General features: G+C 73.8%; 16 protein-coding genes and 2 tRNA genes. 2 read left to right on the top strand and 16 right to left on the bottom strand.

Annotation, left to right across the window (positions count from 1 at the left end; translation table 11 throughout):
* Positions 1–85: 85 nt before the first annotated feature.
* From rpmG to JT721_RS11465, 8 genes are all read right to left on the bottom strand, one after another.
* Positions 86–256 (bottom strand): 50S ribosomal protein L33, encoded by a 171-nt coding sequence (rpmG, locus tag JT721_RS20885; protein WP_118923003.1) that lies wholly within the window; start codon positions 254–256, stop codon positions 86–88.
* 53 nt (positions 257–309) lie between these two features.
* Positions 310–383: transfer RNA gene (locus JT721_RS11495), tRNA-Met, on the bottom strand.
* 53 nt (positions 384–436) lie between these two features.
* Positions 437–509, bottom strand: a tRNA-Thr gene (locus tag JT721_RS11490).
* A 62-nt stretch (positions 510–571) separates the two neighbouring features.
* Complete coding sequence (locus tag JT721_RS11485) at positions 572–2,023, bottom strand: amidase (RefSeq protein ID WP_205473282.1); 1,452 nt, start codon at positions 2,021–2,023, stop codon at positions 572–574.
* 24 nt (positions 2,024–2,047) lie between these two features.
* Positions 2,048–3,454: a PAS domain-containing hybrid sensor histidine kinase/response regulator gene (locus tag JT721_RS11480; RefSeq protein ID WP_205473281.1), complete on the bottom strand. Its 1,407-nt coding sequence runs from the start codon at positions 3,452–3,454 to the stop codon at positions 2,048–2,050.
* Positions 3,455–3,522: 68 nt separating this feature from the next.
* Positions 3,523–4,101, bottom strand: a complete 579-nt coding sequence (locus tag JT721_RS11475) for a DNA-3-methyladenine glycosylase I (RefSeq protein WP_205473280.1) — start codon at positions 4,099–4,101, stop codon at positions 3,523–3,525.
* 105 nt (positions 4,102–4,206) lie between these two features.
* Positions 4,207–5,187 carry a pirin family protein gene (locus tag JT721_RS11470; RefSeq protein ID WP_307828006.1) on the bottom strand — a complete coding sequence of 327 codons (981 nt, stop codon included), beginning with the start codon at positions 5,185–5,187 and terminating at the stop codon, positions 4,207–4,209.
* A 16-nt stretch (positions 5,188–5,203) separates the two neighbouring features.
* Positions 5,204–7,579, bottom strand: coding sequence for an FdhF/YdeP family oxidoreductase (locus JT721_RS11465; RefSeq protein ID WP_205473279.1), 2,376 nt, complete (start codon positions 7,577–7,579; stop codon positions 5,204–5,206).
* A gap of 283 nt (positions 7,580–7,862) precedes the next feature.
* Between JT721_RS11465 and JT721_RS11460 the strand changes: the two genes are divergently transcribed.
* On the top strand, positions 7,863–8,477 hold the full coding sequence (locus JT721_RS11460) for an RDD family protein (protein ID WP_205473278.1): 615 nt from the start codon (positions 7,863–7,865) through the stop codon (positions 8,475–8,477).
* A 3-nt stretch (positions 8,478–8,480) separates the two neighbouring features.
* Here JT721_RS11460 and JT721_RS11455 read toward each other — a convergent pair whose 3' ends face one another.
* The gene (locus JT721_RS11455) at positions 8,481–8,768 is read right to left on the bottom strand and encodes a DUF1905 domain-containing protein (RefSeq protein ID WP_307828005.1); all 288 of its coding nucleotides are present in this window, start codon (positions 8,766–8,768) and stop codon (positions 8,481–8,483) included.
* A gap of 67 nt (positions 8,769–8,835) precedes the next feature.
* Between JT721_RS11455 and JT721_RS11450 the strand changes: the two genes are divergently transcribed.
* A complete protein-coding gene (locus tag JT721_RS11450; RefSeq protein ID WP_205473276.1) occupies positions 8,836–9,906 on the top strand; it encodes an NADH:flavin oxidoreductase in 1,071 nt (356 codons plus the stop codon).
* Positions 9,907–9,909: 3 nt separating this feature from the next.
* Here JT721_RS11450 and JT721_RS11445 read toward each other — a convergent pair whose 3' ends face one another.
* From JT721_RS11445 to JT721_RS11415, 7 genes are all read right to left on the bottom strand, one after another.
* Positions 9,910–10,680 (bottom strand): crotonase/enoyl-CoA hydratase family protein, encoded by a 771-nt coding sequence (locus JT721_RS11445; protein WP_205473275.1) that lies wholly within the window; start codon positions 10,678–10,680, stop codon positions 9,910–9,912.
* Positions 10,681–10,761: 81 nt separating this feature from the next.
* Entirely contained in the window at positions 10,762–11,982 is a 1,221-nt protein-coding gene (locus JT721_RS11440) for an HNH endonuclease signature motif containing protein (RefSeq protein ID WP_205473274.1), read from the bottom strand.
* A gap of 663 nt (positions 11,983–12,645) precedes the next feature.
* Positions 12,646–12,882: a hypothetical protein gene (locus tag JT721_RS11435; RefSeq protein WP_205473273.1), complete on the bottom strand. Its 237-nt coding sequence runs from the start codon at positions 12,880–12,882 to the stop codon at positions 12,646–12,648.
* A 4-nt stretch (positions 12,883–12,886) separates the two neighbouring features.
* A complete protein-coding gene (locus tag JT721_RS11430) occupies positions 12,887–13,921 on the bottom strand; it encodes a phosphotransferase (protein ID WP_205473272.1) in 1,035 nt (344 codons plus the stop codon).
* 11 nt (positions 13,922–13,932) lie between these two features.
* A complete protein-coding gene (locus tag JT721_RS11425; RefSeq protein ID WP_205473271.1) occupies positions 13,933–15,030 on the bottom strand; it encodes a TIGR03857 family LLM class F420-dependent oxidoreductase in 1,098 nt (365 codons plus the stop codon).
* The gene (locus JT721_RS11420) at positions 15,027–15,854 is read right to left on the bottom strand and encodes an SDR family oxidoreductase (RefSeq protein WP_205473270.1); all 828 of its coding nucleotides are present in this window, start codon (positions 15,852–15,854) and stop codon (positions 15,027–15,029) included. The genes JT721_RS11425 and JT721_RS11420 overlap by 4 nt, the downstream gene beginning before the upstream one ends.
* Complete coding sequence (locus tag JT721_RS11415) at positions 15,851–16,591, bottom strand: SDR family NAD(P)-dependent oxidoreductase (protein ID WP_205473269.1); 741 nt, start codon at positions 16,589–16,591, stop codon at positions 15,851–15,853. The genes JT721_RS11420 and JT721_RS11415 overlap by 4 nt, the downstream gene beginning before the upstream one ends.
* Between the last annotated feature and the right edge of the window lie 37 nt (positions 16,592–16,628).

Below are 16,628 nucleotides of genomic sequence, written 5' to 3'. Positions count from 1 at the left end.
CGTCGACCCGCCCGGCGCAGGTTGCCGGGCGGGTCGGACGGAACTCTGTTCCGAGCACGGGTCGGGGCTGGGCCCGACCTGCGGACTAGCGGGTCTCGCGGTGCTCGGTGTGCTTGCGGCAGCGCGGGCAGAACTTCGACAGCTCGAGGCGGTCGGGGTCGTTGCGCCGGTTCTTCTTGGTGATGTAGTTGCGCTCCTTGCAGTCCACGCACGCGAGCGTGATCTTGGGGCGAACGTCGGAGCTCTTGCTGGCCACGGGAAGTCCTTCGGTTGCTGGTGCAGCTGGTGGTGCTCGGTGGTCGTGCTGAGTAGCGGGGGCGGGACTCGAACCCGCGACACCACGATTATGAGCCGTGTGCTCTAACCACCTGAGCTACCCCGCCACATGAGAGGGGTTGCGACTCGAGTATGGCTCGCGGTCACAACCCCCACCCAGAGCCCCTTTACGGAATCGAACCGTAGACCTTCTCCTTACCATGGAGACGCTCTGCCGACTGAGCTAAAGGGGCAACGACGGAGAACGATACACACGGGTCGGCCCGATGCAGAAATCGGCCCCCACGGGCTCGGTTCAGGCGCGGATCGAGGCGAACGGCGCCGCTTCCTCGAGCTCGTAGGCGAGCTCCAGGAGGGTCGCCTCGCGCCCCCGCGCGGCCCCCAGCATCATGCCCTGGGGCAGCCCCGCGGCGGTGGTCGCGAGGGGCAGGCTGATGGCCGGCTCACCGGTCACGTTCTGGATCGGCGTGAACTGCACCCACTCCATCAGCCGCTCCATGATCGTGTCGTAGTCCTGGGTCGGGTCGAGGTGCCCGACCCGCGGGGTCTCGTGGGCCAGCGTCGGGGTGAGCACGACGTCGTACCGCGAGAAGAAGCGGGTCGAGGCGCGGGCGGCCAGGCGCAGCCGGGCGATGGTGGCCGGCATCCGGTGCAGGTTGCGCCCGGCGTGGCGGGCCAGGCCGAGGGTGAGGTTGTCGAGGCGGCCGGGGTCCCAGCTCGGGCCGTAGGTGCGGCGGCCGGTGCGGACGATGAAGAACGCGAGCAGGGCCCAGTAGCGCACGAAGAGCTGCGGGAAGCCTTCCGGCACCGGCGCACGGACCGGCTCGACGCGGTGGCCGAGCTCCTCGAGCAGCGCGGCGGTCTTGAGGGTGAGCTCGGTGACCTCGGCGGAGGCCCGGCGGCCCTGCACGCTGTCGGTCTGGACGCCGATCCGCAGCCGCGCCCGGCCCGGCCGGGTGATGTCGCCGACGGGCGGGAGCGAGAGGGCGCGGTAGACCTTCTCGGCCTCGCGCAGGAACGCCGCGGTGTCCCGCACCGAGCGGGTCACGACGCCGTCGGAGACGATCCGGATCGGCATGTCCCGCATCAGCTTGTCCTGCGCCAGCCGGTCGCGGGTCGGCTTGAGCCCGACCAGGCCGTTGACCGAGGCGGGGATCCGGATGGAGCCGCCGCCGTCGTTGGCGTGGGCGATCGGCACCGCGCCCGCGGCCACCAGCGCGGCCGAGCCGGACGACGACGCACCGGCCACGTGCGCGGTGTGCCACGGACTGCGCACCGGGCCGAGCCGCGGGTGCTCGGCGGCGGCCGAGAAGCCGTACTCGGAGAGCTGCGACTTGCCCAGCGGCAGCAGCCCGGTCGCGAGGTACATCCGGGCGAAGTCGCCGTCGGCCCGGCTCGGTGCGGCGACGTAGGCGTCGCTGCCGTTGCGGGTCGGCATGCCCCGCACGTCGACGTTGTCCTTGACCAGGGTCGGCACGCCCGCGAACCAGCCCCCGCGCGGGTCGCTGGCCTCGGTGCGCGCCCGGTCGTAGGCGCGGTGGGCCATCGCGTTGAGCACGGGGTCGACCTGCTCGACCCGGGCGATGGCCGCCTCGACGACCTCGGGGATCGAGACCGCGCCGGACTGGATGGCCTCGACCAGGCCCACGGCGTCGTGGGTGCCGAGGGCGTCGTCGCCGAAGGCGTGCACGCGCTGTCGCGGCTCGTGGTGGGCCGGCCGTCCGGGCTGCGCGGGGGCGTCGTCCATGCAGGCACGGTAGGGCATCGGCCCTCAGCCGGTCGCGCGCCGATCGGGCGTCACCCGCAGCGGCAGCTGGAACGAGAACGTCGCGCCGCGGCCGTGGGCGTGCGCCTCGGCCCAGATCGAGCCGCCCATCAGGGTGACGGCCTCCTTGGCGATGGCCAGGCCCAGGCCGGTGCCGCCGAACCGGCGCGGCACGCTGGGGTCGCCCTGGGTGAAGGAGTCGAAGATCTCGGTGGCGTCGACGTCCTCGCCGAGCCCCATGCCCGAGTCGACGACCTTGAACAGCACCTCGGCCACGTCGCCGCGCCGAGACTGGAGGTCGGCGGAGAGGCGCACCCAGCCCTCGTCGGTGAACTTCACCGAGTTGCCGGCGAGGTTGGTGAGCACCTGCAGGATCCGGGTGACGTCGCCGACGACGGGCGCCGGCAGGTCCGGGTCGGCCACCGCGCTCACCACCACGCCCTTGCGCTCGGCCTGGGGGCGCAGCAGCACGGTGGTCTCGTCGAGGAGGTCGCGGACGGCGAACGGCACCGCCTCCGGCGCGACCGCCCCGGCCTCCAGCCGGGAGTAGTCGAGGATGTCGTCGACCAGGCGGAGCAGCCGGACGCCGGAGCGGTCCATGATCCGGGTCAGCTCGCGCTGCTCGTCGTCGAGCTCGGTCTCGCGGAGCAGCTCCAGGGAGGCCAGCACGCTGGTGAGCGGGGTGCGGATCTCGTGGCTCATCGTGGCCAGGAACCGCGACTTCGCCTCGGTGGCGCGCTCGGCGGTGACCCGGGCGTCGGCGAGCCGGGCCTGCATCTGGGCGCGCTGCGAGATGTCCTCGGCGATGCCGTAGACGCCCACCACCTCGTCGTCGACGACGATCGGGAGCCCGGTGAGGCTCAGCGGCACCGGCCGGCCGGAGCGGTGCAGGATCGAGGCCTCGAACTGCTGGGGCCGTCGGTCGAGCAGCGCGCCGAACAGCTCCAGCACCGGCCCCCGGTCCTCCTCGCGGAGCAGCTCGAGGAACGGCGTGCCCTCGAGCTCCTCGGTGGTCCAGCCGCTGATCCGCTCGCAGGCGGGGTTGGCGCTGCCGAAGCGGCCTTCGAGGTCGACGGTGAACACGCCGTGGGGGTGGTAGTCGAACAGCGAGCGGTAGCGCTCGGCGGTCTCGCTGAGGGCGCGGTCGGTGGCCGCGGCCCGTTCCGCGTCGTCGCGGGCGCGGAGGCCGCGCCGCCAGCCGGCCAGCGAGAGGCCGAGCAGCAGCACGACGAGGCCGAACGCGAGCGCGTCGAGCAGCTCGTGGTCGTGCTCGGAGGCCCAGTCGTCGTAGCCCTCGGCCAGCCCCAGCCCCCAGGAGGCGGTGAAGGCCACGACCGCCGCGACGACCGCGAGGAGCGCGTCGCGGTGGCGGCGGGGACCGCCCGCACGCCTCCCCTGGCCAGCGCCTGGCATGACCACCTCGCTGTCGTCGTCGCCCGGTGCGGCAACCCTAGGGGCAGGCCGGGGAGCGCACGGGGGTTTCAGCGAGTCGCGCCGCGCCGGTGGCAGCCCACGAGGTGGGGGTCGAAGACGCCGATGGCCTCCATGAGCGCGTACATCGTGGTGGGTCCGACGAAGACGAAGCCGCGCTTCTTCAGCGCCTTCGACAGCGCCAGCGACTCCGGCGACGTGGTCGTCTGCTCCTCGGTGGTCGCCGGGGCGGGCGGCACGTCCGGGGCGTGGGCGGCGACCAGCGCCTCGAGCCCCTCGGCGTCGCGGAGCGCCACCGTGGCCCGGGCGTTGGTGACGGCCGCGGCGATCTTGGCGCGGTTGCGCACGATCCGGGGCTCGGCCATCAGCCGGGCCTGGTCGGCCTCGGTGAACGCCGCGACCCGTTCGGCGTCGAAGTCGTGGAACACCTCGCGGAAGGCTGGCCGCTTGTTGAGGATGGTCGACCACGACAGCCCGGACTGGAACGCCTCCAGGGTCAGCCGTTCGAGGTGGGCGGCCTCCCCCCGGACCGGAAGCCCCCACTCCTGGTCGTGGTAGTCGCGCATCACGCCCGGCCCGCCTGCCCACGGGCAGCGGGCGACTCCGTCGTCACCGATCACGGGTCCCATGCCGGCCATCCTGTCGTGCCGCGCCGACAGCCGGCCCCCCGGCGGGGGATAGTCCCTGACGTTTTCGGGGTCCGCACCGGCTGACGACCCCGGGAACGCCAGGGACTACCGCGGCGCGCCCCGCTCCCGGAGGCGGGCGTTGGGGAGGGCGGGCGCGGGCAACGGCGGCAGCGGGTCGTCGACGGGGACGCCGAAGCGGCCGTCACGCAGACCGTCGGGGCCGAGCTGGGCCTGCCACTCCTCGCGGAAGCCGGCGATCTCGTCGTGGCTGCGGCCGACGAAGTTCCACCACATGACGATCGGCTCGGCGAACGGCTCCCCGCCGAGCACCAGCAGCCGCACCGGGTCGGGGCCGGCGTGCACGACCAGGGTCGAGGAGCCGGCGGGCTGGAAGGCCAGCTCGTGCGGCGCGACCGCGACGCCGGCGAGCGAGATCGCCCCGGCGTCGACGAGCACGCCGTGCTCGAACTCCGGGTCGACGTCGAGCTCGAGCACGGTGCCGGGCTCGAGCAGCAGCTCGGCGCCGACCAGCGGGCTGAACGCCGGCACCGGCGAGGTCACGCCGAGCAGGCTGCCGAGGAAGACCCGGGCCTCCCAGCCGTCACCGCTCACCGGGTCGGGCGCGTGGTGGGTGAACGCCGGCGCGGTGTCGCGGGCTGCGTCGGGGAGCGCCACCCACAGCTGGGCGCCGTGCAGCGTGGTGGTGGCCGCGGTGGAGACCTCGGAGTGGCTGATCCCGTGGCCCGCGGTCATCAGGTTCACCTCGCCGGGCCGGACCATCGCGTGGTGGCCGGCGCTGTCGCGGTGCTCGATCTCGCCGGTGAACAGCCAGCTCACCGTCTGCAGCCCGGTGTGGGGGTGCGGCGGCACCCGCATGCCGCCGCTCTCGGCGACCGGGTCGGGCCCGTAGTGGTCGACGAAGCACCACGCGCCGACGAGCGAGCGCTGCCGCTGGGGCAGGGTGCGGCGCACCGACATCGCCCGGGGGCCGCCGAGCGGCACCTCGCGGGGCGTCATCACCTCGACCCCCGCCGCGCCGGCGGCGGTGCAGGTCAGCTCGTCGGGGTCGCGGTCGGGGTTGCTCACCCCACCAGTGTGCCGCTCACCCGAGCTGGTCGGGGTCGACCTGCCGCTTGTCCTCGTCGCCGCGCCCCGGGGGCACCACCTCGCCGGCGTCGCTGGGGTGGGCCTCCACGCCTCCGCGCGCGGGCTCGAGCCGCACCACCACCGACTTGTAGGTGGGGGTGTTGGAGCCCTCGGCGGTCGAGCCGAGCGCCACCAGCGGGTTGGTCTCGGGGTAGTACGCCGCGGCGCAGCCCCGCGGCTGGTCGTAGGGCACCACCCGGAACCGGGGCGCGCGCCGGGTCGAGCCGTCCTCCCAGACGCTGACCAGGTCGACGTGCGCGCCGTCGGAGAGGCCGAGCGCGGCGACGTCGTCGGGGTGGACGAACACCACCCGCCGCCCGCCCGAGACGCCGCGGTAGCGGTCGTCGAGCCCGTAGATCGTGGTGTTGAACTGGTCGTGTGAGCGCAGCGTCTGCAGCAGCAGGTGGCCCTCGGGCACGTGCAGCACCTCGGTGGGGCTGACGGTGAAGACCGCCGAGCCGCTCTCGGTGGGGAAGGTCCGGCTGTCGCGCGGCGGGTGGGGCAGGGTGAACCCGCCGGGGCGGTCGACCTTCTCGTCGTACGCCGCGCAGCCGGGCACCACGCGCGCGATCCGGGCCCGGATCTCGGCGTAGTCGTCGCGCATCGCGGCCCAGGGGATGCGGTGCCGGTCGCCGAGGGTGGCGATCGCCAGCGAGCACACGATGTCCACCTCCGAGCGCAGGTGGGGCGAGGCCGGCTCGAGCGGACCGCGCGAGGCGTGCACCGCCGACATCGAGTCCTCGACCGTGACCCGCTGGTCGCGGCCGCCGGTGCGGTCGCGCTCGCTGCGCCCGAGCGCCGGGAGGATCAGCGCCTGGCGGCCGTGCACGACGTGCGAGCGGTTGAGCTTGGTGGACACGTGGACGGTGAGGTCGGCGCGGCGCATGGCCTCCTCGGTGGTCGCGGTGTCCGGTGCGGCGGCGACGAAGTTGCCCCCGAGGCCGACGAACACCTTGGCGCGCCCCTCGTGGAGGGCGGTGATGGCGGCGACCGAGTCGAGGCCGTGCTCGCGCGGCGGGTCGAAGCCGAACTCGTCGCGCAGCCGGTCGAGGAAGTGCGCGGGCGGCCGCTCCCAGATGCCCATCGTGCGGTCGCCCTGCACGTTGGAGTGGCCGCGCACCGGGCACAGCCCGGCGCCGGGCCGCCCGATGCTGCCCTGCAGGAACGCGACGTTGGCGATCTCCTTGACGGTCGCGACCGCGTTGCGGTGCTGGGTGATCCCCATCGCCCAGCAGGTCACCGTGCGGCCGGACTCGCGGAACATCGCCGCGGCCTCCTCGATCTGCTCCCGGCTCAGCCCGGTCGAGGCGAGGACGACGTCCCAGTCGAGGTTGCGGGCGTGCTCGGCGTACCGCTCGAACCCGGTGGTGTGCTGCTCCACGAAGTCGTGGTCGACGGCGTCCCACTCCAGCAGCAGCGCGCCGATCGCCTGGAACAGCGCCAGGTCGCCGTTGAGCCGGATCGGCAGGTGCAGGTCGGCGAGCTCGGTGCCGGTGCCGACGACGCCGCGGGGCTTCTGGGGGTTGCGGAAGCGCACCAGCCCGGCCTCGCGCAGCGGGTTGACGGAGATGATCCGGGCGCCGTTGCGCTTGGCCACCTCGAGCGCGGTGAGCATCCGCGGGTGGTTGGTGCCGGGGTTCTGCCCCGCGATCACGATCAGCTCGGCCTCGTGGAGGTCGTGCAGCGTCACCGAGCCCTTGCCGATGCCGATCACCTCGGCGAGGGCCACGGACGTCGACTCGTGGCACATGTTCGAGCAGTCGGGCAGGTTGTTGGTGCCGTACGCGCGGACGAAGAGCTGGTAGGCGAAGGCGGCCTCGTTGGAGGTCTTGCCCGAGGTGTAGAACACCGCGCGGTCGGGGTCGTCGAGACCGGTGAGGTGGCCGGCGACGAGGTCGAACGCCTCGTCCCAGCCGATCGGTGCGTAGTGGGTGGCGCCCGGGCGCAGCACCATCGGCTCCACGATCCGGCCCTGCTGGCCCAACCAGTAGTCGGTGCGCTGCGCCAGCTCGGCCACCGGGTGGGCGGCGAAGAACTCGGCGCCGATGGTGCGCAGCGTCGCCTCCTCGGTGACGGCCTTGGCACCGTTCTCGCAGAACTCCGCGGCCGCCCGGTCACCCGGGTCGGGGTCGGGCCAGCCACAGCCCTGGCAGTCGAAGCCGTCGGCCTGGTTGAGCCTGCTCAGGGTGGAGGCCGTCCGCCGTACGCCCATCTGCTCCACGGCGCGCTTCAGGCTCACCGCGACCGCCGCCGGGCCGGCCGCGGCCTCCTTGGGCTCCCCGACCCGCAGGTCGGCCTCGTCGATGTCGTCGACCGGCGGCTTGCGGCTCATGCGTCCATCCTGTCCCGCGCGTCAACAGGTGGTCGAGGACGTACGCCGTCCCGGCCGCGCTGGTTGAGGAAGAACGAAGTCCTTCACTCGTTGCTCAGTCGTCGAACCGGAGCGCCACGCTGCAACCACCTGACCCTCCCGCGCGTCCCACGTGGCTGGGGAATGGCCCGTGTGGGCCCTGTCCGCCGTGGCCACCGACCGCTAGGTTGCTGCCGTCGCGGACAGCACCGATCCGCAGCAGACAAGGCCGATAGCGGCTGCACATCCGCACGAGGAGCACACGATGACCGAGACCCCGCCTCCCCCGCCCGCCGGGGACCCGACCCCGCCACCTGCGGGCGGCGCCGTACCGCCGCCCCCGCCCGCCCCGGCCACCCCGCCGCCGGCGGCCGCGCCCGTCGCGGGCGTGCCGCGGCCCGCGGAGCTGCTCGACCGCTTCCTGGCCCGGCTGATCGACAGCGTGATCGTCGGCATCCCGTTCGGCATCCTGACCGCGATCTTCAGCGGCATCTTCCTGAACGGCTTCATCTACTCCACCGGTGAGCTGTTCCTCTACGGCCTCTTCACCGGCGTGGTCGGCACCGTGCTGTTCATGGGCTACCAGGTCTTCCTGGAGACCTCGCAGGGCGCCACCTTCGGCAAGCAGATCATGAAGCTGAAGGTCTACGGCCCCGACGGCACCTCGCACCCGACGGTGGAGCAGTCGGTGAAGCGCAACATCTGGAACGCCTTCCCGCTCGCCTACATCGTCCCGATCGGCGCACAGGCGGCCCTCGCCGGCCTCGCCGCGCTCGTGGCCGAGGTGCTGATCGCCGTGAACATCCAGCAGGACACGGTCAAGCGCCAGGGCTGGCACGACAAGTTCGCCGGCGGCACCCAGGTGATGAAGGTCGGCTGACCCTCACAGCAACGACAGTCGCAGCCGCGTCGAGTCCCCGATCTCGAGGGACTCGGCGCGGCGCACTGCTTTCTTGAGCGGCAGCACGAAGCCGCGGCGCTTGTCCGGGAACACCGACGTCCGCCAGGTCGACCCACCCAGCGTGACCTCGACCCGCACCGAGCCGAAGCCGGTGGGCGGGCCGCTGAGCAGCCGGACGTCGTCGTCGACCTCGGGCGGCAGGGTGACGAACGCCCAGCTGCCGCCGTCGGCCAGCCAGATCTCCGCCTCGAACTCCCAGGTGCCGTCCACGGCGCCATGGTGACGGCGAGCACCGACACCGGGGAACAAGCCGAGCGACCGCTCGCTTGAACCCGTCGTGACCACGATCGCCGACCAGCTCCCGCTCGCCCACGGCGCCCCGCTCGACAACCGGTTCGCGCTGGCGCCGCTGACCAACAAGCAGAGCCACCCCGACGGGACGCTGTCGGACGACGAGATCCGCTGGCTGGTGGCCCGGGCCGAGGGCGGCTTCGGGCTGACGATGACCGCGGCGGCGTACGTCGCGCCGGCGGGCAAGGCCTGGACCGGCCAGCTCGGCATCCACGACGACGCGATGCTCCCGGGTCTCGAGCGGCTCGCCACCGAGCTGCGCGCGGCCGGCAGCCGCTCCGCGGTGCAGCTCCACCACGGCGGCCTGCGCGCCGACCCCGCCGCCAGCGGCACCGGCCGGGTGGCGCCGTGGGCGGTCGAGGGAACGGCCCGCGCGCTCAGCACCGGCGAGGTCGAGCAGGCCGTGGCGGACTTCGTGGCCGCGGCGGTGCGCGCCGAGCGGGCCGGCTTCGACGGAGTCGAGGTGCACGGCGCCCACGGCTACCTCGTGGGCGAGTTCCTCGACCACCGGCACAACCAGCGCACCGACGGCTGGGGCGGCGAGCTCGCCGCCCGGGCCCGCTTCGTCACCGAGGTGGTGCGCGAGATCCGCGCCGCCACCGGTCCCGACTTCCAGCTCGGCCTGCGGCTGACGCCCGAGCGGCAGGGGATCCTGCTCGCCGAGGCCAAGACGGTCGCAGCCGACCTGATGACGTCGGGCTGGCTCGACTACCTCGACATGTCGCTGTGGGACGCGTTCAAGACGCCCTACGAGGAGGAGCACGACGGCCTCCTCATCGAGCACTTCACAGAGCTGCCCCGCGGGGAGACCCGGCTCGGCGTGGCCGGCAAGGTGCTCTCGGCCGCCGACGCGCAGTGGTGCCTCGACCACGGCGCCGACTTCGCGCTCATCGGCTCCGGCGCGATCCTCCACCACGACTTCCCGCGGCGGGCCCTGGCCGACCCGGCGTTCGTGGCGTGCGCCCAGCCGGTGACCCGCGACCACCTCGCGGCCGAGCGGGTCGGGCCGGCGTTCGTCGACTACCTCAGCACCGGCTGGAGCGACTGGGTCGCCTGAGGCTCAGCGGCCCTTCCAGACCGGCGGGCGCTTCTCGGCGAACGCCGTCGCGCCCTCGATCGCGTCCTCGGAGCCGAACACCGGGGCTACCAGCGCAGCCTGCTCCTCCCACGCCTGCTCGGTCGTCCAGTCGCCGGCCGAGCGCGCCAGCTGCTTGGTGACGCGGACGGCGAGCGGGCCGTTGGCGGCGATCCGGGCGGCGAGCTCCAGCGCCCCGCCGAGCGCCCCGCCCTCGGCCGTGACCCGGTTGACCAGCCCCAGCTCCGCGGCCCGACGGGCGGTGATCGGGTCGCCGGTGAGCAACAGCTCGAGCGCCACGGCCTGCGGGATGCGTCGAGGCAGGAACAGCGCCGCGCCGGCACCGGCGACCAGCGCCCGCTTCACCTCGGGTACGCCGAGCCTCGCGGTCTCGGCGGCGACGACGAGGTCGCAGGCGAGCAGCAGCTCGAAGCCGCCGGCGACCGCGTGCCCCTCGACCGCGCCGATGAGCGGCTTGGCCGGCGGCCGCTGGGTGATGCCGCCGAGCCCGCGGCCCTCGACCAGCGGCACGTCGCCGGCGAGGAACGCCTTGAGGTCCATGCCGGCGCTGAAGGTGCCGCCGGCGCCGGTCAGCACGCCGACCCGCAGGTCGTCGTCGGCGTCGAGCTCGTCGACCGCGGCCGCGATCGCGTGGGCCACGGCGCCGTTGAGCGCGTTGCGCTGGTCGGGACGGTTGATCGTGATGACCTGCACGCCGTCGCGTGCCTCGACCCGGACCTGCTCGTCAGTCGTCATGCGCGTCATCCAACCACCGGCGCACGCGGTCCAGTGGGCGGCGGGTTGCGGTCCGAGAGGACTTCAGGTTGCTCGGGTGGCTCAGTTCCGCCTGTGGAACCGAACCTTCCCGGTCGGTAGGTAGGTGGTCTGGTACGTCGGGTCGTGTGCTCGCTGGTGGTGTGAGGGGCAGAGGAGGACGCCGTCGCGGAGGTCGGTCCTGCCGCCGTCGGTCCAGCGGACTCGGTGGTGGGCCTCGCAGGTCGACGCCGGCCGGTCGCAGCCCTCACTTCGACAGGTCCTCTGCTGCAAGCCCAGTGCGATCCGCTGACCGGTCGAGAAGAGTCGTCGGGTGCGGCCGAGGTCGAGGACCTGCGACTGCCCGTCCAAGACCGCGGGGATGAGTCCGGCTTCGCAGGCGAGCCTGCGGGCGGCGCCGGGGCTGATCCGGGTGCCGGTGTCGAGCTCGCACGCCGCGAGCCGGCCCTCCAGCACCGCCAGCGGGATCGTGACCACCACGGTGGCGTTGACGCCGCCGCGCTGAGGCAGCACGTCTGCTGGGTACTTGAGGATGTAGTCGCAGAACGCCTGGCCCAGCGACTGCGACGTGACCTTCTCGTGGGTTAGCGCGGCGTGCGCGAAGAGCGCCTTCCTGAGCGCCTCGGCATGCATCGTCGGGACCACGAACCGGCCGTGTGTGCTGCCCTCGCCGTCGTCGAGCATCGTGAGCTTGCACTTCGCCTCGGCCTCGCGCTCCTCCTTCGCAAGCGCGGCGGCCTCGTGCGCTTCACCGACCTCGGGTGCGACGACGTCGAGGATGCGGTTGCCGAAGATCGTGATGTCGCGGGCGTCGTGGTGCTGCGCGAGCTCCACGAGGTGGTGCTCGGCGTCGCCGCGGGTGTCGGGGTCGAGGTCGTCGGGGAGCTTGTCGATCGCCCGCGCGATGACCTCGGCCTGCTCCAGCAGCAGCTCGCCGCGGGCCAGGGCCCGCGCCACGATCGGCATGGTGTCGAGCTGCTCGGCCAGCCGCATCGTTCGCGACGCGTCCCGGCGGGTCGCGTGGGTGGCCACCGCGAGCCACGCCGCGGTGCTGGTGGCGCCGGAGGCGGCCTCGAGATGCTGGGTCTGGGCGTGCTTGGCGAGCCGGAGCTCGAGAGCGGCGACCTGGCTCTTGAGCTTGGCGATCTCGGTCAGGGCATGGCCGGTCTCGGCGGCGTCCATGCTCCACAGCGGCAGGTCGCGGACGTCGTCGAGCACACCACGCGCCTCACCGACGGCACGCGTGACGCGGTGCCGGTAGCGGGTGGTGTGCGGGCTTGTCATGTGTTCTACTCAAGCACCGACCACCGACAGTCCCCGGCTGGTTTTCGCGTTGTCCACAACGGGATTCGCGGTTGTGACCCGATCGTTACCTAGGTTCTTGAGCGCTTGGTTTCGAGGCTCGTCGCTAGCGCTCCTCGCACCTCAACCAGCGCCCACCGTGCCCACCCCTGGTTGAGGAAGTCGCGCTGCCGACGTTCTCGAATCCTCCGCCGGCCGAACACCCTCCCGTCCCCAACGGATGCGGGCGCAGGTATCGCCGACCCGGCGCTTGTTGTCGCCGGCTTGCGCCGACCCGGCGTCAATTAACGACGGCTCGGCGAAACCTGGGCCGCCCGCCGTGGTTGCCGGAGGGCTGCCGGCTCACCGGGTTTCGAGACAGGCGTTGCACGCCTTCCTCAACCAACGATGGGACGAGCGCCCGCGCAGGCTGGCGGCGCGAGCTTGCGAGTGCCGGCAGTGCGCCGTACCAGCAGGCGGACCGAGGCTCGCGGTCAAGGACGCCGAAGGCGCCGCAGGGGATCCTTGACAGTGAGCGTCGGCCTGCTAGGCGCGCGGGCGCCCCGAGTCAGCACCGGGGCGACCCGAGTCCCGAGCAAGGGAGGGCGCTCGGCTCACCGGGTTTCGCGACAGGACTTCGTCCCTCCTCAACCAGCGAGCGGCACGTCACCAGGAGGCGCCGCCGACCTCCGACTCCCGCGCGCAGCTGCCGTCGGCGCCGCACAGGGACGACGAGGCCAGGACGTCGAGGCCGAGCAGCACCTGCACGACGACGAGCACCAGGGTGGCGAGCAGGATCGCCGCGACCGCCACCCGCCCGGCCAGCGGCATCGACAGGAACCAGCCACGCACCCGCTCGACCAGCGACTCGTGACCGGCGCGCGGGGCCTCGGTGACGTCCATGCCGTCAGCGTAGACCGAGCGAGGGGTCGTCGAGCACCCCCAGGTCGCGGATCGCGGCGCACGAGCGGGTGACCATCGCCGCGAACATCCGGTCCCCGCGCTCGGTGCGGGCGCCGTAGGCGCAGCCGAACACCGCGACCAGCGGGCCTTGGAGCAGCGACCAGCGGTAGTCGTCCCAGCAGGTGTCGCCGTCGTAGCCGGTGACGCCGTGGTCCACCAGCGCCCGGTGGTACGACGCCACCAGCGACCGCTCGTGGGCGCGCCGGGTGGCCGGCTCGAGGCTGGTGGCGACGACGTAGGCCAGGTCGCGCGCCGGGAGCGCCAGCGACAGGGTCTGCCAGTCGACGGCGACCACGTCGTGTCCGGCGGGCGGGAACATCAGGTTGTCGAGCCGGTAGTCGCCGTGCACCAGCCCGAACCGCTCGGCCCGGCCCAGCACCCAGGCCGCGGTCACCTCGACGCAGTCGCGCAGGGTGGCGACGTCCTCGTCGGCGAGCAGGTGCTCGCGGCCGTCGACGAACAGGTCGACGGTGGGGCCGTAGAGGTCGGCGAGCATCGCCGCGTCGTCGGGCCCGCTGAGGGAGAGTCCCTCGACGTCGAGCAGGGTGGGGTCGCACCAGCGAGGTCCGTGCAGTCCGGCGAGGTTGACCACGGCGTCACGGAGCGGCTCGACGCCGCAGCCGGCGACCTGGTCGCCCTGCCGCCGGGGTGCGAGGTCCTCGAGCAGCAGCGTGAAGTCGCCGCCCTCGGCGGCGGCCACCGCGTAGTAGCAAGCCGGCACCCGCACCGCCACGGTGGGGGCGAGGTCGGCGTAGAAGCGCACCTCGCCGCGGTAGGCGCCGGCGAGCAGCTCGCGGGTGGCGGGGTCGGGCGAGGGCAGCTTGGCGAGCAGCGTCGGCGGCACCGCGTGGCCGGCGAGGTGGCCGCGGAAGACGCTGCCGATCTGGCCGGTGCCGACCGGCTCCCACCGGACGGCGTCGACCCGCGCACCCAGTGCCTCCGAGAGCCACTCGGCGGTGAGCCCGTCGACCTCCGCCACGACCCCCGCCCTCACGCCGACCGCCCGGGGTTGACCGGCAGCTCGTCCAGCGCGTCGTCGCGGACCCGACGCCAGGCGGCCAGCACCGGCGCGAGCTCGTCGGGGGTGGCGCCGTGCAGCACCACGCTGTCGGCGCCGGCGTCGAGCTGGTCCTGCACCCGGCCGGCGCAGGCCTCCGCGCTGCCGACGGCGGCCGCGGCCAGCCACTCGTCGGGCAGCACCTCCTCGCGCAGCCGGGACAGCTCCTCGACCGTGCCGATCGCGTCGAAGGCGCCGGGGTAGCCCTGCACGAGCGGGTGCTCCCGGAACCGGCGCAGCACGTCGGGGTCCCAGCCGTTGGCACGCACCAGCACGTCGCCGTAGCCCTGGAGGTAGGTCGCCAGCCGGCCCACGAGCTTGCGCTGCCGGGCCTCCTCGGGCAGCGAGTCCTCGACGGTGGCGAGCACCGACCAGATCCGCACCGACGCCGGGTCGCGCCCGGCCCGCTCGGCCGACGCGCGCACCGTGGCGACGGCGCGAGTCAGGGTCTCGTCGGTGAAGAAGGTGTGCAGCACCACGCCGTCGGCCACCCGGCCGGCCAGCTCGAGCGACCGGTCGCCGATCGCCATCAGCAGCACCGGCACGTCCTCGGCGAACGAGGAGTCCTGGTGGAGGAACGGGTAGCTGCCGGCCGGGCCCTCGTGGCCGAGCACCATCTCGCCGCGCCAGAGCCTGCGGTAGATCCCGATCACGTCCTCGAGCTGGGCGCCGGTGACCTGCGGCAGCCCCATCACGTCGAACAGCGCGCCGAAGCCGCGGCCCAGGCCCAGCGCGTAGCGGCCGCCGCTGAGTCGGTAGGCGGTGGTCGCCAGCGTCGCGGTCACCAGCGGGTGCCGGGTGTTGTGGTTGGTGGCGGCGGTCGCGATGCCGGTGCGCTCGGTCGCGGCGGCCACGGCGCCCGCCAGCACCCCGGCGTCCTTGAGGTTGAACCGCTCGGAGAGGAACACCGACCCGATGCCCAGCTCCTCGGCCCGGCGGGCCTCGGCCAGGACGTCGCGCGGGGAGGCGGTGTGGCCGGGCAGCCCGTAGCAGGCGAGCTCCGGCAGCTGCCCGGTGGTGGTCGAGGTCATCCGGCCGCCGCCCGCTGCCGGGCCACGAACCTCGCGGCCTGGTCGTTGGTCCACCGCGGGGCCAGCCGGCTCACCAGCCAGGTCAGCCTGGCCCGGCGGGGCGCGACCAGCAGCGCGTCGCCGCGGCGTACGGCGTCGAGCACCTGGCGGGCCAGGTCGTCCGGGTCGAGCGGGGTCTTGATGCCCTGGCCCGATAGGTAGTAGTCGCGGCCGACGAAGCGGCCGACCACGCCTTTCTCGAGGATCGGCGTCTCGACCGCCGCCGGGCAGACGGCGAGCACGCCGACGCCGTGGGCGACCGCCTCGCTGCGCAGCGCCAGCGACAGGCCCACCACCGCGTGCTTGGTCATGCAGTAGCTGGTGATCAGTCCGCCCGCCACCAGGCCGCCCATCGACGCGGTGTTGACGATGTGTCCGCGGCGCTGCCGCACCAGGTGGGGGTACGCCGCGTGCACGCCGTGCACCACGCCGCGGATGTTGACGTCGACGATCGCGTCCCACTGCTCGAGCGTGAGCAGCTCGGTGTCACCGGCCCAGGTGATGCCGGCGTTGTTGAAGAGCAGGTCGATCCGACCGGCGGTGGCCACGACGTCGTCGACCACGGCGCGCACCGCGGCCGCGTCGGTGACGTCGAGGGCGACCGCCCGAGCGGTGCCCGGGCCGGTCGCGGCGGCTGAGACCGCCTCGGCGGCGGCGAGGTCGAGGTCGGCGCAGACGACCGAGGCGCCGGCCGCCACCAGCGCCCGGGTCAGCGCGGCCCCGATGCCGGAGCCTCCGCCGGTCACCACCGCCTGGGCGCCGGCGACCTCCGTGCCCCTGCTCACCCGAACGCCCGCGCGACGTGGCCGTGGATGTCGGGGTACCGCTGCAGGTGGGCGCCGCCGTTGAGGTCGAGCACCTCGCCGGTGAGCCAGGCGGCCCGGCTGATCCACACCGCGGCGTCGGCGACCTCCTCGGGGGTGCCGGCCCGGCCGAGCGGCGTGTTGGCGAGGTAGTCGTCCTCGATGCCGGGGATGTCGAGGGCCGGGGCGGTCAGCGGCGTGACGACCAGTCCGGGCGAGATCGCGTTGACCCGCACCCCGCGGCCGGCCAGCTCGAGCGCGGCGACCTGGGTGAGCATCGCGAGCCCGGCCTTGGCCGAGCAGTACGCCGCCATGCCGGTGCCGGGCTGGCGGGCGTTGAGCGAGGTGAGGGAGGTGATCGCGCCGCCGTCGGCGATCACCCGGCCGGCGTGCTTGAGCACCAGGAACGCGCCGGTGAGGCACACGTCCACGACCCGCCGCCACTCGGCGAGGTCGTGCTCGACCACCAGGCCGAGCGTCGACGTGCCGGCGCTGTTGACCACCACGTCGAGCCGGCCCTCGCGGGCCACGACGCCGTCGAGCAGCGCCGCGACCCCGGCGGCGCCGTCCTCGTCGGTGACGTCGACGTCGACGTCCGCGCCAGTCCCCGGCAGGTCGGCCGAGACGACCCGGCAGCCGTCGGCCCGGAGCGCGGTGACGCACGCCGCCCCGATCCCCGACCCCGCCCACGACCACCGCGACCCGGGTCGCCGCGCCACCGCCGTCGTCGTCCTGCTCCGCCATCCGGCCCTCCCG

It is taken from the genome of Nocardioides sp. SYSU D00038, from assembly GCF_016924665.1.
Taxonomy (GTDB): Bacteria; Actinomycetota; Actinomycetes; order Propionibacteriales; family Nocardioidaceae; genus Nocardioides.
Note: the sequence above shows the minus strand (reverse complement) of the source record. Positions and strands in the feature narration are given on the sequence as shown.